Here is a 22,029-nt window from a genome sequence, read left to right on the forward strand (position 1 = left end):
CCGCGCTCGCGATTATCGGCAAGGCCAACGCTAGGTACCCGAACGGCGCGCGCGTCAGGGCCGCCTTGATTCGCACATCATCCGATGGCATCGTTGATGAAGAGCATTCAATTGGGCAATGCCGGTTGGCTTTGGTCACTAGCGGCAGCATTTCTTCCGGGGGGAGCTAGCGATGGGAGTTAGCGTCAATAAGAAGGTCAAGGGCGGCAAGGTCGGCGTCGGCAAAGGTGGCGCCAGTGCCAAAGTTGGCGGCAAGCGTGGTTCAGTAAACGTCGGCAAGAAAGGCCTGAAGGCCAACGTGAAAATCCCCGGCACCGGGATCAGCGTAGGCAAGAAGATCAAGTAACGCCGCGCGAGAGCCCTCACCCTTCCCGGACGTCCTACCGCGTATCCTGAGCGGACGTCGTGTCCGGGGTTGGCGTCATGAAAAAACTTGGAAACCGGGGCACCCGATGGAGGCGCGCGGCAGTTCCGACGGCGTTTCTCCAATAGTGGCCCTTTGTCGAACCGCCCTCCTTAGCAGACACGGGCCAGTAACCTTCTTGGATCAATCCTGCAGGAGCTTTGGGGTTGCCGCCAAGTTGCCAAACACCGTTTCATCACCCAAGTCGGCCGTGGCGATGAGGCCAGATCCGGCGTACTGATGTCTTGCCCCACCAGGTCGGCCGACATGCTTGACGATCAGATCGACTTGTCACGATGATGAGGCAATTGAGGCGCAGGAATGCGAAAGGGCTAGGAGCACCAATTGAGCAGCGCTCTACCACTTCCTCTCGTCGCCGCGGCGACTATTATTGCTGTCGCGTTTTGGTCCCTCAAGCCGATCTTCATTTCTCTGATTGGAGACCGGACGGGCTATGCGGAAGTGTTTGTTATCGCCGGGACGATATCGACCTCCGTCAGCTTAGTGGTCTCGCTCCTAATGGCGCGGAAAACATATCGGCTCATAACGGCGGAAGGGTTCAGCAAAGGTCTGGGGCAGGCGCTGATCTCCGGTGCCTTCCTGGCAATGTGGTATTACAGCTTCTACCGAGCGCTCTATGGTGCCGAAAAGGTCGACGCGACTGTAATCGCCTTCTCGTGGCCGTTGATCGCCGTGGTTGCGATGCGCGTATTCGCAGCCCAACACGCTCGCAAACTGAAATCTGCGGAATGGGCGCTTGTAGTGACGGCCTATTTCGGTGCGATCGCGGTCGGAATATCGGGTATCAATCGCGGCGGCGCCCTGGGTGGGACGGAACTACTGTTCGCATTTGCTGCCGCGATCGGATCCGGGCTGTATCTGCCCTTTGCGATAAATGCGATCTGGCGTTTCTCCGACATCCTCGGCAACCGGATCCTCGCCACGTTCTACGTGATTTCATTCGCGAACGCGACGTCGCTGGGACTGGTTTCGACGCTACTCTGGGCGACGGACCAGACGCTGTTTTTCTTTGCTGTCGACAGATGGGTAATACTGATCTGTGCGCTCATCGGCATCGGCACCTACCTGCTGGCCGAGATCACCTGGACATGGGCGTTTTCCGAGTACAAGTCGCTCACATTGTCATCGCTCGTCTACCTGTCGCCAGCGTTCTCGGTAATTCTTCTCTACGTGTTTTTCGACGAGCCCATCGCCGCGGTGTCTGCGTTCGGCCTTGTGCTGATCCTTTTCTCGAATCTCACGCTGCACGGGTCCTATCAATCGACAAATGCGATCGTACTCGCCCTGATTGGAACACTGTATGTCGCCCTCGTCTCGCTCTTCGTGGCGCCAGCCGATGTGCCACGACTTACGGACATGCTCTACTACATCTCGGGCCTCTTCGCGATTCTCTCAGGCTTTGTACTTTCACGCGTTTCGAGCCGTCGGGCACAGGAGATCGATCAGCGCACAACCATGGTTCGGGCCGTGGTAGACCCTGTCGATTTGAAGAAGGAGCCGGCCGTAGACGCGGCCGATGCGGTGCTGCGAGGCGTCATAGATATCGAGTTCGCATCCGATCTGGCGGAGAAGGACTTGCGCGCCGATGCGGTTCGCCGTCTCCTACGCAACGACGCGCTACCGGAAGACGTGCGACGGAAACAGTCGCTTGAATTCGAAACCTGGCTCAACATCCATCGGGATCGTCTTTCCCTGGGAGAGAAAGCGGCGCTTTGGCTGACCGGCGGCATGAGCATCCTTCTGCTCCTGGTTGTTCGGGGCAATGATCCGCTAAGCACAGTGGGGCTATATGCCTTTTCCGCGGGCTGCCTCCTCGTGATGTTCTCGATCACGGACTACGAACGGAACAGTTTCCAGGGGTTTCGACGCCAGATCATGCGCCTACAGGACGGGTTTCGCGAACTCGGCCGCGCGCACTACCTTCCAAAGGCGCTTGTCGACAGTAACGAGTCCCTTGGACTCTACGACAACGCGACCGTCCGATACTGCGATGAGGAAGGAATGGTCCGTGAGCAGTTTGTGGTCAAGAAGCGCAATACATTTCGTGCGGTCTATCTCGCGGCGTCGTTCCTGCTGGTCGGTGCCCTGCTGACACTGCCGATTTTCATCGCCAACGAGAACGAGGACGGGGCCGTCCTGGCGCTGCGCCCCGGCGTACTGGACGAGTCCGGCTGGGCGCTCGGAGGTAGTTCCGAAGCTGATCTTGTCATTGGTGTCTTTGATTGGAGCGCGAGTCAGGTCATCGGAGAGGTTGTCGCACAAACTTTGGAGGCGGAACTCGGCATCAACGTCGTGTTACAGAAGACGACAGTTGACGCCATCTTCCCGATCCTGGCCGACGAAAATGGCGCCATCGATGTGCACAGCGACTTTTGGGCGGGCAATCAACCGGAGAACCTCGCGCGCTTCGTCGAGCGGCAGCAATCTGTCCGCCTGAACGAAACGCCATACCCTGGCCGACAAGGTATTTATCTTCCTGTCACCGACGCCGAACGTTTCGGCCTCTCCGACGTGGCGGATCTTGTCGCTCCGGAAGTCTCAGCCGCGTTCGACACGGACGGGGACGGGCGTGGCGAGATCTGGATCGGAGCGCCCGGATGGCAGTCGACGCGGGCAACGGAGGAACTCCTACGCTCCTATGGAGTGTGGGAGACGTGGGAACGGCAGGAGTTTTCAGACACGATACTGAAGGCCAAGTTGCGCCAGTTTCGTGCTCGGGGTCGACCGCTTGTCTTCTACGGCTTCGAGCCGGATTGGATTCACGCGGCCTACAACCTGACAGCACTATCGATCTCTCAGAAGGATGGACGATGCCCCGACGTTCTGGGCATCGTCCCATTGGGCGATACCTGTGCCTCCGAGACAGTACCGGTGCATCTTGGATACGCAACAAGGCTGGAGGAAACCCTACCTGGCGCCGCGCGCCTATTGCGGAAGATCGCGTTCCGAACGGAGGATGTGAATGCGTGGCTGGCTGCGATTGCCGCGGGGCACCTATCACCCGCCGAAGTGGCTTCCAATTGGCGCGAAGACAACGTCGATATCATCAAAGCTTGGCGCGTCGCCGCGTTCCCTGAGGCAGCTAGCGAAAACCGCTAATTCTGCACGACCGAGCATGGTTTGAACGCGGGAAATGATGTTGCAGTCACTCTCAGGCGTGACGTCAACAGACGTTTTCTGAATACGCCCTTTGTTGTCCATGGCCGCTTCTGGCGATCGGCAAATATCGGCGAGACCATCAATATCCGGCATTCGCCTGTCCGGTCCAGCGCGGGTGCGTGACGCTCTTGCTGCTGCACGTGCATCGCAGGGCAGCAACGTCGGCAAGGCCGACAAACTCCAAAGGACAAGAGCAACTGCGCCCACCTCCGTCGCGACGGTTCGGCGATGGGCGCGCGGGTTCAATTCCATCCGTGTCGGAGTGAAGAACCCGACCAACTCCTCCCGTTTTGGGTCATCCGGCACGCACGCTCACTACCAAGGTCGTAAATCCATTGTCGGTCTACAAGAATGTCGGGTCTTGTGTCGTTCTGTGCCGTTCGCGCGCGGCCTACATCGCCCCTGGTTTCGTCAAGAGAGCGTAAGAATGGGGCCATCGAGCAGGCGCATAAGGTCTCCGAAGTAGCCACCGGAACGTGCGGGTTTCGTGGGGTCGGAGGTAATTGCGACCGCCAGGTCACGTTCCCTGTGGGCGGCAATCACCTGACCACCGTAGCCGCGGCCGAAAATGTAACCCGAGGGAGACACGAACCACCCATAACCGTAGGAAAGGCCCGACCAGGGTGACCTGGTATGGGGTCTGATCGAGGCTTCGATCCAGCTGCGTGGAACGACTTGTTGACCCTCGAAGGCGCCCCCATCTCGGAGCATCGTTGCAAGCCTCAACATAGCCGTCGGCCGGAGTGCCATCTCGTTTCCACCCAGGAAGTACCCCTGCGGGTCGCGGGTCCAGGCCGGAATGTCGATACCAAGATAAGCACCGAGGCGGGAGCGCGCCTGCTCCAGAAGGCTCAGGCCCGTCGCCTCGGCAAGTACAGCGCCCAGTATATGCGTGGACCCGGTCGAGTAGAGCATGCGGGTGCCGGGTTCCGCGACCATCGGGCGGGTGAGCGCATCGGCAATCCAATTCGGTGAACTGACCCAATCACCATATGCGGGGCCGGACGTCCGCTCGAGGCCCGCCCGCAGGGTTACCAGGTCTTCCATCGTGATGTCCGCCGCACCCGGTGTGGCGTCCCTTGGAAGGAGCCGCGGCGCCACATCGGCGATCGTGGCCGCAACTGAGGGAACTTCGCCGCGATCGATTGCACTGCCGAGCAGCAGCGCGACGATGCTTTTCGAGCATGATTTGATGTTGGCTGGTTGATCCAGACCGGGTCCGCGAGGGGCCTCGGCAAAAACTGTCTCATTGGACAGACGGATCTGGAGCGAGTGTAGCTGCGGGAGGCTTTCAATTGCAGACCGCAGGTCAGCGTCCTGCGCCCGAGCGACAAGCGGCGCAGCGAGCGTCGCAGTGGCGGACAATGAGAACAGGCGTCGCGTGATCATGAACGGTATTGTGAAAAGCGGGGCGCCGCTGTCCAGAAACCGTTGCTCACGTTTTCGTTGCCTCACCACCAGGCGCAACGGCCCATTGGATCAAGGCGCCTTCCGCGGGCTCGACTGTCCTCAACCTAGGGTTCACGGACGCATAGAATCAGAAGTGCAGCCGAGCGTGGTGCACCGTTGGCTTCTGTCTTCCGCGGTCAGAACAGAAAGTCGCTTGCTTGAAGATCGGACATGTCGACGTTCTTCAACCGAATTGAATTGGTGCCAGCCTCGATCAACACGTCATCGCCATTCTGCGACATGTGATTGGCCTTCAGATCCCTGAAATTCCTTATTGCCGCCACGCCGGAAAGATCGATGTCCTCATTGTCGTTCTTCGACGCGAAGTCCGTAACGACGTCCTTGCCGAACTTGCCCGAGAACACGAAGTCATCGGCTCCTTTGCCGCCTGTGAGCTTGTCGTTACCGGCCCCGCCGTTGACCTTGTCATTGCCGGCGTCCCCGAAAACACGATCATCGCCGCCGTCTCCAAAGACCTTGTCTTTGCCGTCGCCGCCTCGAACAACGTCCTTGCCGTCGCCCCCGCGCACAAGATCGTTTCCCTTGAATCCGTTTATGTCGTCTTTGATCGAGCCGGTCTTGATCACGTCATCGCCGCTGAAGATCTTGCGATTGAGCGCTTGGTTGTCCTTGTTTCCGTAAGTCGCTGTGACGCGGAAGAAGTCTGCCGCATCGAGCTTCATCCCGGTGACTTCCACGCGGTAGTCGCTAGCCACTTCGAGATAACGGGTGAGCATCCCCTTGTGGGGCGTTTCCATGGAATGCTTCTGGTGAGTTACAGTCTTGTATTTCAGTCCGCTGCCAAACCACTGGTCTAGCGGGAACTCTGTCGTGGTCGGGCTGGGCACCGTTGGGGCCCCAGGCAACGTCGGCAGGCCCGGAATGTCACCGACCGGGTCGAAATCGACCTTGAAGCCCTTGGATGTGATGTCGATGACATCTGCCTTGCCATCAAAATAGAACGACGGATGGCCGGGAACACCCTTCGATTGTTGGCTCTCGACCGCCCCACGCGCAATGAACTTGACCAATACGACCTCCCCAGGAAAACCACTTCCGCCGATGCTAACGTAACGGCAAGAAGTCTGGCAAGGGTGACCCCGAGTGGAAGATCACTGACGGAAATGAAGACGCGTGACTCGCCGGTTGGCTTTGGAGGTGCGTGACCCCATTCTGACTCGCAGTCCAATAACCCGTAGCATCCGGATCGGCACATCTTCGTCCCAAGGCGCAGCACTCGCGCGCGCCGGATCGACGAGCAATGGGTTCGGACTGCCGGCTCCAAGCGTTCCGAAACGGCACGACGAGGCTTTCGTCGTTGCCAGTTGCCGGCTCAAACAGCACAACCACCCGCGACCAAGTCAGGCGCTTGGAATGCGTTCGCCGGTGCCCGAAAAGATGCTCAGAAGTGGTTCAAAGCAATGTGGCTGGACAAGTAACCTTGCCCCGTTGTCAATGGATCATGCCTTCCGCACCCGCGGCGAGCGTTGTCAGGATCGTTGCCGTCAAAAGAACCGAAACGATACCGAGGCCAATCCCGACCGCTGCGACCAAACCATCGTGCTCCACCAAGCCGACGCCCACAATGAAAAGCGAAATGGCCGGGAACCATCCGCTGAAAGGTACGGGCAAGAACAGCGCGAAGGCGATCACAAACAGCATTAGGCCCAGCATTCGCTCGTACCGTCTCGTGAAAAGCGCTGTATGGCGCTTCGTCAGCACGCGCTCTAGCCTGCGAGTGACGGGTCTGAGGCGAAGCACCGTCCGTCGTAGATTGGCCTGATCGAGTTCCAGACGCGCCAGCCGCCCAGGAAGCCTAACATACGGGAAGCCGAGTATCATCTGGCCCGTCGTAACCAGAAGCGGCAAGCCGGTGATAAGGGATGACCCCGGCGGCAGCGGAAGCAATGTCAGCAGTGAAAATAGGACGATCGCCCATCCGAATGATGCTTCGCCCAACGACGACAGCAGGTTGCCAAGCGTCAATGTTCCCGCGATGTGATGGTCGCGCGAAGTCCGCAGGATAGGAAGCGAAAGAGATGGCCGCCTGCGTAATCCGTCCTGCCGTTGCATCCTGTCCCTTTCAAGCGATCGTTCCGCATATCATGCTTCAATCGGCCATATGCAATCCCGAGGCGCATCTTACATGCCAAAAATCGAGAGAGACTAAAGGCTATTCAGGTAGTGTTTCGCAGGAAGACACAGAAACCGCACTGGACTGGCGAGAAGACATTACCCGGATCGCCGCAGACGGCTTCGGTCTCGCCCTGTAGTTACGCAATCGCTTGCCGATCCGGTCGCCAGCAAACATGATCAATGGCAGCGGCGTTGATGCGCTCAGAAGCAGATTTCGGAGGAGACTGTGAGCGGGACGGTAATCCAGGAAGACCTGACGATTGAGGGTAATCTGACAGTTAAGGATGGGACGGTTTCCATCAGCGGCACGGTTGTCGGCGAAATCGATGCCAACATGGTTGAAATCCTGTCTTCGGGTCACGTGACGGGGAGCGTTACGGCTGTGAACGTTACGATATCCGGAGCGCTTGAAGGGCGCGTCACATGCAGTGAACTCACCCTGGAGGAGAGATCTGAACTGAAGGCCGATGTATCTGCACAAACCATGTCAATGAGTTCGGGCGCCAAGGTTCATGGCAAGGTTGCCGTTGGCTGAGATGAGACGCCTGCCACAGCAGAAAGCCTCCCACCGAATGTTGGCGGATGTGTGCCCGTCGCCCGGCCACGTCCAATCCGGCAGCCGATATACATGATGCGTTGAGTTCGAGCTTCGACGTGCCGCTGCTCCGCCGCCGGTTCCCGGGACAGAGGACGTGATTTCTGCCCTACCGCTCCGCACGGCCACGGCGTGCTACTCGGCACGTATACGGATCGCACCCTTGCGTTCCGAGAGATGGACGCGGAACACTGTGGGACCGCGGACGTGACGCTGCGCCGTTTCCGACACCGAAGCGACCAATGGAAAAGTGGTGCTACTCGTCCTTGATCGCGCCCTTTACGTGCTCGACCAGCTCAGGTGTCGCATCCAGGCCATGAACTTCCTTCGCATGAGCTGCTGCAGACTGCAGGATTTCCTGTTCGGTCTCAGCGCGAGCTTCAAAGTCGCAACCAGGCATCAGATCTCCGCACTTCAGTACCTTGGTCATGTTTTCCTCCCTTCGGTCGTCGTGCTGGCACTTTATCACAGAATTCAATTCGGACTTAGACGTCGCCGGTCGGGAGAACCGATGTTGCTCGGGATGTCTTGTCGAGGACGGGGATTCTCACAGCAGTTCTAACGGCGATCCAGTTGGTTACGTCGCCCCGCCCGCGGTGACTTCACTACCTGCGCATACCCGCCATTGGACCATTTTCAAATACGCGCGATTCTCCGGGTTTGCGTTCTTCGTTGATGGAGAACGTATTTAGACGACCGCCGCCATGATCGAAGTCCGGCGATCTGCACCATGTATCGCGATGTGGTGCACGTCGTTGGCTTACATCTTAGGAGTCGCGTCGGCCTGCGATACAGGCTTGCTCCCAATTCAATCGTTCAACCCGACCGGGACCAATCGACGAGCTTGGACTTGTAGTCTGTGCGGGGCAACGTCCCAAAAGGCACCAGCGTGATTTCGGTCGTTACGAGCAGTTCGTCTCGAATGCGTTGGCCGATGCGTTTGGCCAGGCCCTGATCGGGCGTCACGCCCCGGGCCAGTTCCACAACCACTGGGAGAGGCGGCGCTTGCTTGACGGCTTTCACGTTCGGTTGAATTGAAATCGTACCGCTCACGTCCCCGCCGATTCTTGCGACGACATCCCGTACCGCGGACGGAAACACGTTGACGCCACGTACAATCAAGAGGTCATCCGTCCGTCCGATGCAGCGGACACGCGGAGTCGTTCGACCGCAGGCACATCGCCCCATTGAAAGACGCACCCGATCACGCGAACGGAATCGCAATAGCGGGGCGGCCCTTTGCCGGAGGTGCGTGTAGACCAACTCGCCCTCCGCGCCATCCTCCAACGGAAGAACCTCGCCCGTTTCAGGGTCGATAAGCTCGAAATGGACCAAGCCGCCGCCGGAAAAGTGCATGCCGTCCTGCTGGGTGCATTCTCCCCATAGAGAAACCGAGATATCTCCAATTCCCATGGCCTCGGTCACACGAGCACCCCAGGCCGCTTCGATCCGCCGCCTCATCTCTGGCTCGCCGCCTCCTGGTTCACCAGCAACGAGGATCTTGTTCACCGAAGAGATGGCTATATCGAGGCCTCGCTCCTCCGCCCATTCGGCAAGGTACATCGCATAGGATGGGGTACAGCCAAGCACCGTTGGTTTCAGAAGCTGAACGGCGGTCATCAGTCGCTCTGTATTTCCGGCGCCAACGGGTATGTGACAGACGCCTATCCGGGCAAAGGCATCAAGGGTCACACCCGCCACGAAAGGTCCGGCGTTGTAAGTGGTCACCATCCGCTCGCCGGCTGACAGGCCGCTTGCCCCGTAGGATCTGGTCGAAATCTCGATCCAGTTCGAGAGGTCTTCTGCGGTCAAGGGAATGTAACTCGGTGTCCCAGTGGTTCCGCTTGTCGAATAGACTCGGACAACCTCTTCCATTGGTGCCGCAAGGTGTGTGCCGATTGGATGCGCTTTGTCACGCGATGCGCGAAGCTCATCCTTCTCTGTAAATGGAAGCTCGTGCAGGTTCGAAAGCCCTCCGGCATCCTCCGCTGACCGGATGCCGACCGATGCCAGTTTTTCTCGGTAGAACGCAGAGTGCCCGAGAAGATACGCGATCTGAGTGCGAAAGACCGGCTCGTCCAGCGACCGCTGTTCTTCCCGTGAGAGGTGTTCTTCACTCATTGGGTTCACTCCGAGGAGCCTTCGGGATCATATGTGATCCCCATCTCGGCGTGGTGCGCGAGTGTGAAGCCGATTGGCGTCTCACTTTCTTCAGCAAGATGCGCCAAAAGGCTCGCCGTTCTGGCAAGGATCGGGATTGCCTTTAGGACAGGCACCGGGAAGTCGAGATCCAACAGCACAGCCGGGATTGCAAATGACACGTTCATCGGCAGAGGCTTTGGCCAAAGGCGCATGACAGCATCTTCGATGTTCAAGGCGAGCGTGACATAGGTGCCCGCAACGCCGCGCTCCTCGGCCAAGGAAAGAATGCGCTGCGCCCTCGGGTCGACCGGCTTGTGCAGCGGATGCCCAAATCCGGGCAAACGCCGCCCTTCATCCCGCATCCGGCCGATGATGCTGTCAACCGCTTCACCGTCTTGCTTGATGCGGCGGTTTGCATCGAGCAGGAATGCGCCTGCGATTTCGGTCGTTCCGAGAATGACCTTGCCGCAGCCGAGCAGCCCTGCTGCGACAGCGCCCTGAAGGAAGTCAGGGTCTGCGGCATATGTCATCCGCGCAGCTTGATTGGTCGGCACGAGACCATGCTCGGCAATGGAAACAAGCAGGAGATCGAGGAAAAAGGTCTGTTCCTCGGTCGGTTTGCGTCCGGTTGTGAGAAGGAAGAAGTACTCGGTGAAGCTAAGCTGCCCCATTACGTCGTCGACCAGATCGAGGTTCCGAACCGTGATCGTGTCAGAATTCGCCGTCGAAATCGACGTCGTTGCCTTGCCGGGTTTGCCAATCTTCATTTCAATCCTCCGCTCGGTATCAGTGTAGCCCGAAATCCGGGTTTTCAACGAATTCCGACGACATCGAGTTGTCTTTCCGGCGCGCCAGCACGTCAGGTATCACGGTGCTTCCTTACCCGCGCCCAACTGCTGACGTGGCGACGCGCTACCCTGTCGAACATGCACCTTCCGTCGCGAAAAAGGATCTACGGGCCTGATTCGCTGCGGAGACTAAGGTGCTCGCAACGAACAGAAAGACGTGGAAGGCTACCAGATGTCTGTCTTCAACATCGCCGAGCACATCCTCACAGAGACCGGTCCGCTAGCGCCCGAGAAGCTAGAGCGCCTCGTCTATTTCGCACAAGAAGATGTCCTGGCTGAGGGTCTTGGCCCCCTGTTTCACGAACCGATTGAAGCATGGGACCACGGCCCCGTATGCCCCGCACTCTTCCATCGCCTCAACGGCCGCCTAATCGTTCATCCCGGGGACTTGGGTGGCGTTCGTGAGAGTCTCGCTCCGGCGAAGGCCGGTGTCGTCTCTGCGATGCTGCTGCGGTTAAAGCAGTGCAGCACACGTGAACTCAATGCGCTCGCTTGCGGAGAGGCGCCTTGGCAACAAGCTCATGCAGACCAACGTTCCGGACCCGGCAACCTGAAAATCACCGCGGCCGCCATTGCCCGGGCGCACGGCCGTTCATTCCCGCCGCTCCGATAGGGGGAACTTGTTGATGTTTCCATTTCCGTTACTTGGTGTCCCCGCTGCGCTCGGCACACTTCATGCGATCCGGTCTATGCGCTTGCTTTCGCATGTACATGTGCCAAACGGAGTTCCTGCTAACCAACTCCGCGAAAGCAAACCAGACTCTCGCGGTCTCCGTGCTGACACCCAGCATTCACACCCAATCGAGTGATCCTGGATCAACTCAGCCCTTCGAACCGGCTGAGTGACAACTAGAGCGCAACCAACCCGCCCAAACGGTGCGTTTCGAGGTGTCGGCAAACTCGACCTTCGTTCAAGTTGCCGCCGCGACGGAAAACTGGTGCCCTGGTTAGGGGCTGTTTTCTGCGCCAACCCGACCTTTGGCTGAAATCAGACAGGGCCCGAAGTGCGGGCCTAGGCGAATCTGCAATGGATCAAAGTCTTCCGCGAGAACGTCAGAAAGAGGAGCAGCGCGACGAACCTGCCGCTCATTGCTCGTGATTGGTGGCGGTGTTCGGCTTTAGGCTCGAAAGCGTCAATTGCCGCTCGCTCGCACGCTAGGCATTCGAAACATTGGCGTTCCCTGTCGTGTTGTGACTGATCGGCAACTTGGGTGACTACATGGCGCGTGCGTCGTTTGCGGGTTTCCGACGTTTTAAACCTGACTGTTCCAATACGTTTCTGGACAATTGCCTAAACAAACACCTGATCACGACACTGCGCCAGATCCGACATTTGATAGAGGTATCGCGCGACGATCACTGTCACACCGGCCCCAAACGGGCCTCGGCGGGCTCACCCCGCAGGTGTATCAACAACGGCCCAGAGAGGGCCGGAACCTTGCGCGGCCAGGCAAGCAATCGCGAACGCCAACCGGAACAGATGAGTGAAACTCCAACTTCGCATTAAAACGACCGGCCATGGACAAATACATTCAAATATGTGATGATAGGACGCTTTTCAAATGGGGGTCTGAAATGTCAAACAAGGCAAATCAGGGCGTCGCTCAGGCGAATAGTTCGCATCCGATGACCCGTCGTCAGTTCCTAAAATCATCCAATCGGGCGTTCGCAGTTGCCGCGACGAGTTCATTGGTGGTGGCTGCATCGTTGAAGGCCGATCCGGCCAGCGCCTATTCGGATTTCTGGCACAACGTAAAATGCTTGTTTGGTGGGTGCAAACCCGACCCCAGCGACGTCCCGACGACGGGCGGCATCCGAGGCTAAGCAGACCCGAAATGCGAGTGTGTCTGTGCCCCGAAATCCGGAGCTGCACGGCGCGTTGACGGTGCCGTAGCTCACTCGCAAAGATCGTTTGATTGAGTGGCATGTTGCCGATCAATACAGTCGGTCTGAATGGGCAAAGGCTCAGCCATGAAACCGGACTTCTTTACGCGCTGTAGAAGATTGGCGCTGAAACTCACTCGGCAGGAAACCGGCAACACGCTTCTCGATATTGCGCCTATTGATCTCCAATGACCACGGCATATGACTCTCAGTTCTCCGAGCAACGGATCAAACCTCTCTGCAGACTTTTAGAGAACCTGGTTCAACGTTTTCCACAAGATATCCCGAATCTCGCGCCGTTGCTCTATGTTGCGCGACGTGTTGAACCCGACAATCCGACGCTTCGGGATCTGGACCTCGCATTTCTCCGGAACTTCCGGAGTATTGCGCGCCAGACCTCGGAACATGCGCTGACCAACAGTTGCTTCGTTTTGAACGAGTTGCAGAAACGCGGCATCCCGGCCCTCGCGATCAAGGGAACGGTCCTGTCCCACCTTTCCTACGGAGATCCCAACTTCAGAGTAAGCAACGACATCGACCTCGTGGTGAAGCCCGCGGACAGCAGGAAAGCCATCAAGGCGCTCCAGCTCATTGGGCTTCGATTTGCCAAGGAACAGGACCGGTCTGCATGTCAGATACACATGACCTCGCCCGTCGTCGGCACGCTGGACCTACACACGCGGCTCGCACCCCGTTGGTTCCCCTTGGGTCGCGGATTCGAGGCTCGTTTTGAGAATCCGAATATCACCGTGATTGGTGGAAATGCGGTTCCTACATTTTCTATACCGGAGCATATCCTTATTTGTGCGATCAATTCGGTGAAGGAGTTCCCAAAGGAGATTGTCCGAAAGAGTCTGGTGGACATGGCAGCGTTGGCCGCTCCGCTGGACGAAATCCAGATGCGCCAGTTGCGGGAAGACGCCAGGACAAACGGCCTCGCTCGCATACTCAGTCTGGCATTCGCTTTGTTGAAAGAACTGGGATACGAACCACCGTCGGGCCAAAACGTCGAGGAAATCAACGCGCAGTCCGTACGGACAGGTTTCCGCCAAACGCGGGAAATGAGCCTTAAAGAAGTGCTGGAGAAAGGCCATGAGGGACCACTCTCCCAGTCTGGCTTCGCCCGATATCATATGGACTTGCGCGAACGCCTCCGTGACAGGGTGAAAGCACGGATGATGGCGAGCCTACTGCCCGTGATCCCCTTGGCACAAACCCGGGCGAAGGGACTTCGGCGACCCGATGCGGTCTTGGGCGCATTGATCCGGCGAGGCGTCACGAACGGCGCGCTTAAAGAAAGATATCTTCAGGAAATCTGGCAAGTCCGGCCACACATCCACCAGGAAGTGTTCGACGATGGCGGATTGGTTTTCGATGAATGGTCGCGGCAAATTCACACCCTGAACCCGGCCGGAGCTTTTCTTCTTGATCAAATCCGCGCCGGGGAAGCGGTGAGCCAGACCGTGGAAGCCTATCAGGCCGCGCGTGGTCAGGATCGAAAGAGAGCACTCCGCGAAATAACCGACATTCTTTCCTGGTGGAACCGCAGTGGATGGATCGGCGAGATGCCCGAGGAAGACGCGGCTTTTCGGGATCAATTTCATCCGACTGCCTCGTGCCAATCCGCGGAACCGCCAACGTCATATGATGCGACAAGTTGGAATCTGATCGTTGCAGGGGTCCCACTTCGGATAACGGTTGAATCCGACGTCGTCATTGGGAAGTTCGAAGAATTGATTGCACCCTTCGAAGACGTTCATTCGGACGGGGCGTCGGCTATTCGGGTTCATGTATTTCGTGAGGACGGCGGAATCGTCATTGAGGTGGACGATGAGGAAGCGGCGTTCTGCAGCGATTCCTCGGTATTGCCCGACGTTCTGCTGGACTCGATCCTTGTCGCTGCAGTCGGTCACTTGCCGTATGTCTTCTATCTTCACTCAGCGGTCGTCGAAATATCGGATGGGGCTGTGATGCTGCCCGCTCCGTCCGGCAGCGGCAAGAGTACGCTTTCCATTGCACTGTCACGTCGAGGTGCAAGATACATCTCCGATGAGATGACGCTCTTGAACGCCGATTTCGATGCCTACGGTGTTCATGTCTTTCCCACCGTAAAGGAAAGCGGTTGGACAGCGATGCGGAACATCGTCGTTGATCTCAAGAGGTTTCCGGATTTTCGACGGCGCGACGGAATCGCCATGAAGTACCTCACCGAGGGGTTTGTCCGTGATCCGAGAACCGTCCCCGAGGCACTTGCCGTCCACGGTATTGTATTCCCCACATTTGAACCAAATGCAGTCAATTGCCTCGAGAAAATCGGACCTGTTGCCAGCTTCTCAATGCTCATGGAACAGTGTCTGAGTATGAATGAGGGCTTCAGCGTCCGCGATTTTCGACGACTGGCCACCTTTCTTCGTGAGACCCCCTCCTATTCTGTCACCTACCGGGACACGGACTTCGCGGTATCCGGCATCTTTGACATCGTCGGCAGCCAGGCGGAAATCCGATCCTTGGAAGGTGCCTCTGCACTAAACACGTAGGGGGTTCGGCTCTCGCATTCGCCGGGGCGAACGACCGCTTGCGGCGACGAACATCCATTGCGTGCGCCAACCCCAAGTCACGCTCTGTGGCGCCGAACCGCATGGTGCAAAGGCGCATCTGCACGGACGGGGCGTTGGAGCGGCTGCCCTAAGACGGGGATGTCGTGCACCACCGGGATCATGGGGCGGACTGAACGCACTGCCACTTCGAGCACGGCGACGCTTCAGCGTGCCCGCCGGTGCTCAGATGTGGAAATATCAACTCAAGAGTTCGACCGAGTATAGCGTGATCGGGGCAACGAGTATGAGGCTGTCCATCCGGTCCAGCAATCCGCCGAAACCGGGCAGCCAGTCACCGGCGTCCTTGACCCCGAATTCGCGCTTGAGAACGGACTCGAACAGGTCGCCCCAAAGTGACGCTGCACCGATGATCAGCGGCAGGATCACGACCACCGTTTTCGGAAGAGCAGGCGGCAGCGCAAAGGACATCAACCCGAATGCGACGTAGGCGCCTGCGATATTTCCCAGAGCCCCAGCTATCGTCTTGTTCGGGCTGATCGCTGGCGCCAGCTTGGCCTTTCCGAAACTGCGCCCGAATGTGTAGGCCCCCACGTCGCTCAGGGCCACTGAGGCAACGATGGCAACCAGCAAACCGTCTCCTCCCGGTACCGTAGTGTAGATCAGAACCAAGTGACTGAGAAACCAGGCGACGTATCCCCAGCCCAGCAAAGCGAAGGCAAGGTCGCGTACGGCGTTGGGGTTATCGGGAAATGCCCTCAACGGCTGGATCGTCGCCCCCACGAGAAAGAGCGGCACGGCGAGGTGGAAGAGTTCGCTCGACATCATCGCGATGAAGGGGATAGTACATCCGAGAGCCAGGGCAACGCGCCGGTAGAGCTTCGGGAGGCCCACCAGCGTCGCGAACTCGCGCAATCCCTGGGCGATCATCGCCATGACGAGCACGGCGAAGGGCAAGGGGCCGGACAGCAGGCCAAGAACAAGCACGACCGCGATGCCGAGCCACGACATCCAGCGTTTGATGAGGACGTCGTCGCGAAGTGGCGTTCCACTGCGCCAAGCAATTCCGACGAGAACCGCCAGTACAAGGATCAGTACGCCGCCGACCCGGGCCGCCAGAGGCAGGAACAGCGGATCGGCAAACGGGTTCGAGACCAAGGTCATCGCTCCTGCTCCTCCGCACCGTCCATGGCACCCAGGAAACGCGCTGCCCGCCGGAGACGCCCGATGATCGTGGCGGCACCGCCGACGATGATTGTCAGTGACACGATGGACATCAGGCCGAAGGCGTCTTGCGGCCCGAACGCGGGGTGCCAGGATCCGGGAGTGACCGCCAGCCACACGGCCGCCGCGGCCAGCAGGAACATTCGCTGCTGCTTGGCCATGAAGCCCCCGAAATCACTGCTGGCCCCTGCGATGCGGGCCGCGAGGCGAACGAAAGCGACAAGAACCGCGACCAAGGCCGCGCAAAACCCCAGCACGGGGGCTCCGCCGACGGCGTATCCGCCGCCGACGAAAATCGCCACGTCGGAAAACCTGTCGGGGACTTCGTTGTAGAGCGACCCCACCCGCGTCCCCTTGCCGTGTTCTACCGCGACCATCCCGTCGAACATGTTCGAGAGCCCCCTGACGACGATCAGCAGCGCCGCGAGGAAGAAAAGCACGCGCGCACTGCCGTTGGCTAGCGGCGTGGCGGCAAGGCAAAGCCCCGCGACCAAGGCAGCAGCGAAACCGAAAACCGATATCTGGTTGGGCGTGACCCCGGCTCCGTCGAGCGTTTTGGCCACGTATTTGGACACCCGGCTTCCACGTGCCGGGATGGGTCTGCGGTCGCTCGTCTCCTCGCTCATTGCGGTCCCCCTGCGCCAAGCATTCCAATGGACACAATCAGCAAGACCATACCCAGTACACTAAACGCCGTACGGGGGGCCGAAGGCAAACCACGAGATCAGCGCGGCCCAAATGAAGGTCGTGGAGTAGATTGCGTACAGAACGCCGATCCGTCCGCCGTACTCGAACCCGGCGACGCAGAGCACCACGACCGCAACGAAGCACACCGCTCCGATCAACAGGCGAAGATTGAGGACGTAGCCCATCAAGGTTCCCTCGAACGCGTCCGCGCCGGTCTTGTGAAGAAACTGCCCGATGGCACCTTGAAAGGCGGCAACCAGGATGCAGCCGACGGAGGCAAGCAGCGTAGCTAGGATCATGCGGGCTACCTCCTCTCGCTGTACGTGGCCGAGCCGGCCCTGCAATCGGCGACCAGTTCGCGGACCCTGTCCTCCAGCATGCGCGTGACCGTCTCGATCGGCGCGTCGGCATCGACGCGGATGGGCGCTCCGAAGGTGACGCTCACCGGATGACGCTTCGGAAACGACTGCCCCTTCGGAAGGATCTGGAAGCCGCCGAGGACGCAAATCGGCACGATCGGCACTTTCAGTCCCGTCGCGAGGAACGCCACCCCGGGCTTGAACGGCAGCAGCTCGCCGGTCGGTGACCGCGTTCCCTCCGGATAAACCAGTATGGACCAGTTCTCATCGACGAGATCGCCGCAATACTCGAGGCTTTGCCGGATGTTCCCTCCGCGGGAGAACGGGAAGAGATTGAGCGCGAGCGCCCCTGCCATTGCCGCGATCTTGTTTCCGAAGAAGTAGTCCGCCGCCGCCGCCACGGCTGTCCGCGTTCGGCGGGGGCCCGGCAAAGCTCTGAGGATCGAAAGCGTATCGACGTGGCTGTTGTGATTGCCAATGAAAAGGCACGGGCCTTCGATGGTCTCGAAGACCTCCAGCCCCGCTACGGTGAAACGCGTTGCAGCCAAACGGAGCGCCGGAAACACCAACGCTGCTTGAAAACGGCGACGTATCTTCCCGGCGAAATGGGAACGCGGCCAAACCGGTGGATACGGCATCTGGCCCGCGGAGGCGGGCATGCCCACTGCATCCGCCAGATCGGAATACTTATTGATTTCAGAAAGTTGACCCTCATCAATTGCGGCACCCATTTCGAGCTCGATCACGCCTGCTAGTTCAACAAGTTTCAGCGAGTCGAACCCCAGGTCCAGCCGGAGATCGCTGTCGTCCCGGATCGAGGCCGCGGGCACCTTGCAGATGGCGGCAACCGCATGGAGCAACGGATCGGCCGAACGGTCCGCGGCGTCGGTCCCGTCGTCCGCCGCCCCCGTCGCCAAAGCTTCCTCGATTGCCTTGCGCTTCAGCTTTCGCAACGCGGTGCGCGGCAGGCTGTTGCCATGCCAGCGGCTATAGCCCGTGATGCGCTGATGATCGGCAAGTTCCGAATTCGCCTTGCGCACCGCGATCTCGAGCGCCGCATCGTCGAGCTCCGTGCAGAAGACCGCATGCACGTGCAGGTTGCCTTGAGCGTCGGCCGCCCCGACAACCGCAACCTCACCGACGTCCCCGGACCCTCCGGCCGCTGTCAGCGCCTCCTCCACATCCTCGGGAAACACGTTCATTCCGGTCGGAAGTGCGATCATGTCTTTTTGGCGCCCGCGTAGAGTGATCCGCCCGCTACCGTCGACCTCCGCGAGGTCGCCGGTCCGGAACCAGCCGTCCTCGGTGAAGGCGTCCCGCGTCGCGTCGGTATTCTGCCAGTAGCCCTTGAAGACGCTACCGCCGCGGACCTGGATCTCGCCAGCGTCGTCGCACCGCAGATCCACTCCGGGCAATGCCCGGCCAACACTGCCGGGGTTGCGATCCAACAAGGTGTTGGAGGCGATCACGGGCGAGCATTCGGTGGCGCCGTAGCCTTGGAGTATCCGGATACCGACCGCCTCCCATGCCTTGTGAAGCTCGGGCGGTAGGTGGGCGCCGCCGCACATGAAGAAGGAGAAGTGGCCGCCGAGTTCGCCGATCACCCTTCTGAAAATCAGCCGGCGAACCGGCAGCGGCAGGCGCCCGGCGAACTGCACCGATGCATCCCAACCCGGCCAGCCGCCCCGCGCGCGTGCCTCCCGCTCGATCCCGACCATCATCAGCTCGAGCATCTGAGGCACCAGCAGCATGGTGGTGATCTTGTGACGCTTGAGCGCCCGGCGGATGACGACCGAGTTCCGGGCCGCCGCGTAATACACCGATCCTCCCAGAAGTAGAGGCATCCCCAGCCCAACGGTCTGCTCGAACATATGCGACAGCGGCAGGACGGAGAGAAGTCGCAAGGGCTCGTCGCTCGGCACGACCGAAAGGATCGCCTGAACATTTGCCGCGAGGTTGCGGTGGGTCAGCATCACGCCTTTCGGAGCGCCGGTCGTCCCGGACGTGAACACGATCTCTGCAAGGTCGTCCGCCTTTGGCCGGCCGCTCGGAGCGCCAGCGCCCTCGGTCGGCAGTTCCGCAAGCGCGATGGTGGCGCCGTCCTGTCGATCCGTCCCAGGCCCTCCGCCGATCCAAAGTCGAGCGTCTGTGAGCCGCGCCACCTCGTCCACGAAACCGGCGGTGCTTCCGGTGTCAATCGGGACCGCGACCAAGCCCGCGCGCATTATCCCATGCAGCGCCAGCGCCGCACGCGGGGAGTTGGGGACGCGAAGCAGAACGCGGTCGCCCGGGGACAAGCCGCGCTCCTTCAGAAGGAACTCCGCGATGCTGTTCACACCCGTCCTGTATTCGGCATAGCTCCAGCGTTCCTCGCGCAGACCCATCCTCATGGACAGAGCGAGCCGATCGGTGCCGAAATGCGGCTCGGCGTCGAAGAGATCGAAGATCGACGTCACGACGCACCCCTGCCATCGGCAAAGCGGCCGGTTCGGAAGATTGAGATGGCGGCACCGAGAGCGTCGTCAGAGGTGCAAACGTCATCTTGGCTCTCCGGAACCTCAAGCACATCGATGGCGTCCGGCACGCACTCCTCGATCGTCCCACGCACCCAGACGAACCGTTCCACGGCCAGGTCAGGCAGCTCATCGGCTAACGCGCACAACACGCAGCTACCCGCGATATGCGGCAGGAAATGAGTTGACTCGTGGTTGTCGAAAACGCGGTCGTCCTTCCGATACCGGGGCAGCTTGGCCGCGCAGTGGTCGAACCCGCGCCGGAAGGGAACCTCCGGGACGAACAAGTCGGCACCGAAACTCCGACCGTGGAATCCCCTCAGACCGGCAATCTTTTCGTCATTTGCCAAAGTCCCGAGCAGGACGACCAGAGCGGTCCCGGGTCTCTCTGCAGCATGGAACGCCATACCACCATCCTGTTGCAGCCGAATGACCTCTGGCAATAGTACTGCCCAGAGGCTCGGCCGAGGAATGATCCGCGTCAACGCTGACCGTAACCTCTGAGGCCCTCGCACGCTCCGCAATCCCCGGGCAGCCGATGGATCAGACCTCCACGCGACCGGCAGGTCAGGATCGTGAGCCGTTTACATGAGACGTGATCCATTCCACACCCGCTTTCGGGTCGTCGGTCAGCAGGACAATGTTCAGACGCTCTTCGTCGATCAGGCGGGCCTTGCTCATCTCACCGCGGAGCAGATCCTCGAAGGGCTTGTAGAATTTGGTCGGCATCACGACGACGGGAAACCGTTGCAACTTGCCGGTCTGGATCAGGGTTGCAACCTCGAAGGCTTCGTCCAGCGTACCGTAGCCCCCCGGCAGGATTACGAAGGCGCAGGAGTACTTGATGAGCATGAGTTTACGGACGAAGAAGTGCTCGAATTCTACGAAGTCATCAAGGTAGGGGTTTGGCTTCTGTTCCTTCGCGAGGCGGATGCTGCAACCCAGGCTGCAGCCGCCGGCGTCCCTGGCGCCACGGTTGGCCGCCTCCATCAGGCCCGGTCCACCGCCCGTCATGACCGCATAGCCGGAGCTGGCCAGCTCGGCGCCGACAGTGCGTCCCAGTTGATACAGGGGATCGTCCTCGGGAATTCGTGCGGAGCCAAAAACCGTGACGCAGGGCGTCGGCACAGACAGGCGCTCGAAGCCCCGCAGGAGTTCCAGGAATATGCCCACGGCGAACTCGACATCTTCCGAACGCCGTCCGCGTCCCGCCATGAAGGCGGCCTCTGCCCCTTCGGCGAGCGACGGCATCGGCCAGTCTTCCAGGGTCTTGCGATCCACCATTCCGCTCTCCATGCCTTCGGCGGCGCCCAGACAGTTTCCAGCCGACCGCACGAAGCAGCAATGACCCAGGTCAATACCGGCAGTCGCGGAACCGTCTAGAAACGCTCCATGCATATGGCCGATCCGCACCATGCTGGAGCCTGACGTCGCGCTGACGGACTTCCTCCTGGCGGGGCAAAACGGGGCATTCGCCGTGCTGCTCCTGCGCCAGAAGACCATAGACGACAGGCTGAGGCGGGCTTTTTCGGCGTTCTTTGCCGCACTGGGCGCATCGGCCCTGTTCGGCGGGATCTGGCATGGTTTCTATTCGTCTGGAGGGACGGACATCGGGCCGTGGGTCTGGCTTGCGACGATGACGGCGCTTGCGATGACCGCGGCAGCGTTGTGGCTGATCGCAGCGGCCTGCCTGCCCTATCGGCCTTGGACAAACCGCCTTCGGACCCTGGCCGGAGTCCAGCTTGTCGCCCAGACACTGATAGCGACCTTCCTGACTGACGCCTTCCTGGTCGGAGCCCTCGGCATGCTCCCCGCCATTGTCATGGTAAGCGCGCTCTACGTCCGCGACTACCTTGCCACCCGCTCGCCGCGCCTCCTAATGGGTCTTGGGGGCCTCGTGCTTGCGAGCGTTTCGACGCTGGTGATCTTCGCCGGCATTTCCCTGCACCCGGTCTGGCTGACGCCGAACGCCCTATATCACCTGCTGCAAGTCGTGGCCTGTTGGATGCTCTTCCTTTCCGTTGGCTCCCTGAACGTTGGATCTCGGTAGCCGA

At 59.8% G+C, this 22,029-nt stretch carries 19 protein-coding genes; 7 read left to right on the forward strand and 12 right to left on the reverse strand.

What is annotated here, in order from left to right; genetic code table 11:
- The first annotated feature begins 172 nt into the window (after positions 1 to 172).
- Positions 173 to 346: a DUF4236 domain-containing protein gene (locus ARC39_RS25670; RefSeq protein ID WP_149866452.1), complete on the forward strand. Its 174-nt coding sequence runs from the start codon at positions 173 to 175 to the stop codon at positions 344 to 346.
- 402 nt (positions 347 to 748) lie between these two features.
- On the forward strand, positions 749 to 3,523 hold the full coding sequence (locus ARC39_RS16240) for a glycine betaine ABC transporter substrate-binding protein (protein ID WP_149866453.1): 2,775 nt from the start codon (positions 749 to 751) through the stop codon (positions 3,521 to 3,523).
- Between the two features lie 471 nt (positions 3,524 to 3,994).
- On the opposite strand, the gene ARC39_RS16245 is transcribed toward ARC39_RS16240, so the two are convergent.
- The 3 genes from ARC39_RS16245 to ARC39_RS16255 form a co-directional block, all read right to left on the reverse strand.
- Positions 3,995 to 4,972: a serine hydrolase domain-containing protein gene (locus ARC39_RS16245; protein ID WP_068116054.1), complete on the reverse strand. Its 978-nt coding sequence runs from the start codon at positions 4,970 to 4,972 to the stop codon at positions 3,995 to 3,997.
- A 197-nt stretch (positions 4,973 to 5,169) separates the two neighbouring features.
- The gene (locus ARC39_RS25885) at positions 5,170 to 6,063 is read right to left on the reverse strand and encodes a calcium-binding protein (RefSeq protein ID WP_068115887.1); all 894 of its coding nucleotides are present in this window, start codon (positions 6,061 to 6,063) and stop codon (positions 5,170 to 5,172) included.
- 421 nt (positions 6,064 to 6,484) lie between these two features.
- Positions 6,485 to 7,105 carry an exopolysaccharide biosynthesis protein gene (locus ARC39_RS16255; protein WP_068115888.1) on the reverse strand — a complete coding sequence of 207 codons (621 nt, stop codon included), beginning with the start codon at positions 7,103 to 7,105 and terminating at the stop codon, positions 6,485 to 6,487.
- Positions 7,106 to 7,394: 289 nt separating this feature from the next.
- On the opposite strand from ARC39_RS16255, the gene ARC39_RS16260 reads away from it, so the two are divergent.
- Positions 7,395 to 7,703 (forward strand): bactofilin family protein, encoded by a 309-nt coding sequence (locus ARC39_RS16260; protein WP_068115889.1) that lies wholly within the window; start codon positions 7,395 to 7,397, stop codon positions 7,701 to 7,703.
- 316 nt (positions 7,704 to 8,019) lie between these two features.
- Here ARC39_RS16260 and ARC39_RS25375 read toward each other — a convergent pair whose 3' ends face one another.
- The 3 genes from ARC39_RS25375 to ARC39_RS16270 form a co-directional block, all read right to left on the reverse strand.
- A complete protein-coding gene (locus ARC39_RS25375; RefSeq protein WP_078059317.1) occupies positions 8,020 to 8,193 on the reverse strand; it encodes a DUF1059 domain-containing protein in 174 nt (57 codons plus the stop codon).
- Positions 8,194 to 8,579: 386 nt separating this feature from the next.
- Positions 8,580 to 9,884, reverse strand: a complete 1,305-nt coding sequence (locus ARC39_RS16265; protein ID WP_068115890.1) for a phenylacetate--CoA ligase family protein — start codon at positions 9,882 to 9,884, stop codon at positions 8,580 to 8,582.
- A gap of 5 nt (positions 9,885 to 9,889) precedes the next feature.
- Positions 9,890 to 10,672 carry a citryl-CoA lyase gene (locus ARC39_RS16270; protein ID WP_068115891.1) on the reverse strand — a complete coding sequence of 261 codons (783 nt, stop codon included), beginning with the start codon at positions 10,670 to 10,672 and terminating at the stop codon, positions 9,890 to 9,892.
- Between the two features lie 253 nt (positions 10,673 to 10,925).
- Here ARC39_RS16270 and ARC39_RS16275 point away from each other — a divergent pair, with 253 nt between their 5' ends.
- The 3 genes from ARC39_RS16275 (at position 10,926) to ARC39_RS16280 (ending at position 15,174) form a co-directional block, all read left to right on the forward strand.
- Positions 10,926 to 11,366, forward strand: coding sequence for a Panacea domain-containing protein (locus ARC39_RS16275; RefSeq protein WP_068115892.1), 441 nt, complete (start codon positions 10,926 to 10,928; stop codon positions 11,364 to 11,366).
- A gap of 905 nt (positions 11,367 to 12,271) precedes the next feature.
- Positions 12,272 to 12,577, forward strand: coding sequence for a molybdopterin-binding domain-containing protein (locus ARC39_RS25680; protein ID WP_149866454.1), 306 nt, complete (start codon positions 12,272 to 12,274; stop codon positions 12,575 to 12,577).
- 248 nt (positions 12,578 to 12,825) lie between these two features.
- Positions 12,826 to 15,174, forward strand: coding sequence for a nucleotidyltransferase family protein (locus ARC39_RS16280; RefSeq protein ID WP_068115893.1), 2,349 nt, complete (start codon positions 12,826 to 12,828; stop codon positions 15,172 to 15,174).
- A 258-nt stretch (positions 15,175 to 15,432) separates the two neighbouring features.
- Here ARC39_RS16280 and ARC39_RS16285 read toward each other — a convergent pair whose 3' ends face one another.
- The 6 genes from ARC39_RS16285 to ARC39_RS16310 form a co-directional block, all read right to left on the reverse strand.
- Entirely contained in the window at positions 15,433 to 16,356 is a 924-nt protein-coding gene (locus tag ARC39_RS16285) for a phosphatidate cytidylyltransferase (RefSeq protein WP_068115894.1), read from the reverse strand.
- Positions 16,353 to 17,042 carry a CDP-alcohol phosphatidyltransferase family protein gene (locus ARC39_RS16290; protein ID WP_078059318.1) on the reverse strand — a complete coding sequence of 230 codons (690 nt, stop codon included), beginning with the start codon at positions 17,040 to 17,042 and terminating at the stop codon, positions 16,353 to 16,355. Before ARC39_RS16290 ends, ARC39_RS16285 begins: the two co-directional genes overlap by 4 nt.
- Before the next feature lie 60 nt (positions 17,043 to 17,102).
- On the reverse strand, positions 17,103 to 17,402 hold the full coding sequence (locus ARC39_RS16295; protein ID WP_068115896.1) for a hypothetical protein: 300 nt from the start codon (positions 17,400 to 17,402) through the stop codon (positions 17,103 to 17,105).
- A gap of 5 nt (positions 17,403 to 17,407) precedes the next feature.
- Positions 17,408 to 19,918 carry an AMP-binding protein gene (locus ARC39_RS16300; RefSeq protein ID WP_068115897.1) on the reverse strand — a complete coding sequence of 837 codons (2,511 nt, stop codon included), beginning with the start codon at positions 19,916 to 19,918 and terminating at the stop codon, positions 17,408 to 17,410.
- Positions 19,915 to 20,382 carry a hypothetical protein gene (locus ARC39_RS16305; RefSeq protein ID WP_068115898.1) on the reverse strand — a complete coding sequence of 156 codons (468 nt, stop codon included), beginning with the start codon at positions 20,380 to 20,382 and terminating at the stop codon, positions 19,915 to 19,917. The genes ARC39_RS16300 and ARC39_RS16305 overlap by 4 nt, the downstream gene beginning before the upstream one ends.
- Before the next feature lie 160 nt (positions 20,383 to 20,542).
- Positions 20,543 to 21,259, reverse strand: coding sequence for an LOG family protein (locus tag ARC39_RS16310; RefSeq protein ID WP_078059338.1), 717 nt, complete (start codon positions 21,257 to 21,259; stop codon positions 20,543 to 20,545).
- Between the two features lie 130 nt (positions 21,260 to 21,389).
- On the opposite strand from ARC39_RS16310, the gene ARC39_RS16315 reads away from it, so the two are divergent.
- Positions 21,390 to 22,025, forward strand: coding sequence for a DUF6962 family protein (locus ARC39_RS16315; protein WP_068115900.1), 636 nt, complete (start codon positions 21,390 to 21,392; stop codon positions 22,023 to 22,025).
- The last annotated feature ends 4 nt before the right edge of the window (positions 22,026 to 22,029 follow it).

This window comes from Tropicimonas marinistellae, from assembly GCF_001509585.1.
Classification (GTDB): domain Bacteria; phylum Pseudomonadota; class Alphaproteobacteria; order Rhodobacterales; family Rhodobacteraceae; genus Tropicimonas; species Tropicimonas marinistellae.

Excerpts from the sequence above, each read along its gene's own strand:
- ARC39_RS16295 (WP_068115896.1), bottom strand. The coding sequence starts at position 17,402 with ATGATCCTAGCTACGCTGCTTGCCTCCGTCGGCTGCATCCTGGTTGCC.
- ARC39_RS16265 (WP_068115890.1), bottom strand. The coding sequence starts at position 9,884 with ATGAGTGAAGAACACCTCTCACGGGAAGAACAGCGGTCGCTGGACGAG.
- ARC39_RS16255 (WP_068115888.1), bottom strand. The coding sequence starts at position 7,105 with ATGCAACGGCAGGACGGATTACGCAGGCGGCCATCTCTTTCGCTTCCT.
- ARC39_RS16270 (WP_068115891.1), bottom strand. The coding sequence starts at position 10,672 with ATGAAGATTGGCAAACCCGGCAAGGCAACGACGTCGATTTCGACGGCG.
- ARC39_RS16275 (WP_068115892.1), top strand. The coding sequence starts at position 10,926 with ATGTCTGTCTTCAACATCGCCGAGCACATCCTCACAGAGACCGGTCCG.
- ARC39_RS16245 (WP_068116054.1), bottom strand. The coding sequence starts at position 4,972 with ATGATCACGCGACGCCTGTTCTCATTGTCCGCCACTGCGACGCTCGCT.
- ARC39_RS16280 (WP_068115893.1), top strand. The coding sequence starts at position 12,826 with ATGACCACGGCATATGACTCTCAGTTCTCCGAGCAACGGATCAAACCT.
- ARC39_RS25375 (WP_078059317.1), bottom strand. The coding sequence starts at position 8,193 with ATGACCAAGGTACTGAAGTGCGGAGATCTGATGCCTGGTTGCGACTTT.
- ARC39_RS25680 (WP_149866454.1), top strand. The coding sequence starts at position 12,272 with ATGGACAAATACATTCAAATATGTGATGATAGGACGCTTTTCAAATGG.
- ARC39_RS16290 (WP_078059318.1), bottom strand. The coding sequence starts at position 17,042 with ATGAGCGAGGAGACGAGCGACCGCAGACCCATCCCGGCACGTGGAAGC.
- ARC39_RS16315 (WP_068115900.1), top strand. The coding sequence starts at position 21,390 with ATGCTGGAGCCTGACGTCGCGCTGACGGACTTCCTCCTGGCGGGGCAA.
- ARC39_RS16305 (WP_068115898.1), bottom strand. The coding sequence starts at position 20,382 with ATGGCGTTCCATGCTGCAGAGAGACCCGGGACCGCTCTGGTCGTCCTG.
- ARC39_RS16285 (WP_068115894.1), bottom strand. The coding sequence starts at position 16,356 with ATGACCTTGGTCTCGAACCCGTTTGCCGATCCGCTGTTCCTGCCTCTG.
- ARC39_RS16310 (WP_078059338.1), bottom strand. The coding sequence starts at position 21,259 with ATGGTGGATCGCAAGACCCTGGAAGACTGGCCGATGCCGTCGCTCGCC.
- ARC39_RS25670 (WP_149866452.1), top strand. The coding sequence starts at position 173 with ATGGGAGTTAGCGTCAATAAGAAGGTCAAGGGCGGCAAGGTCGGCGTC.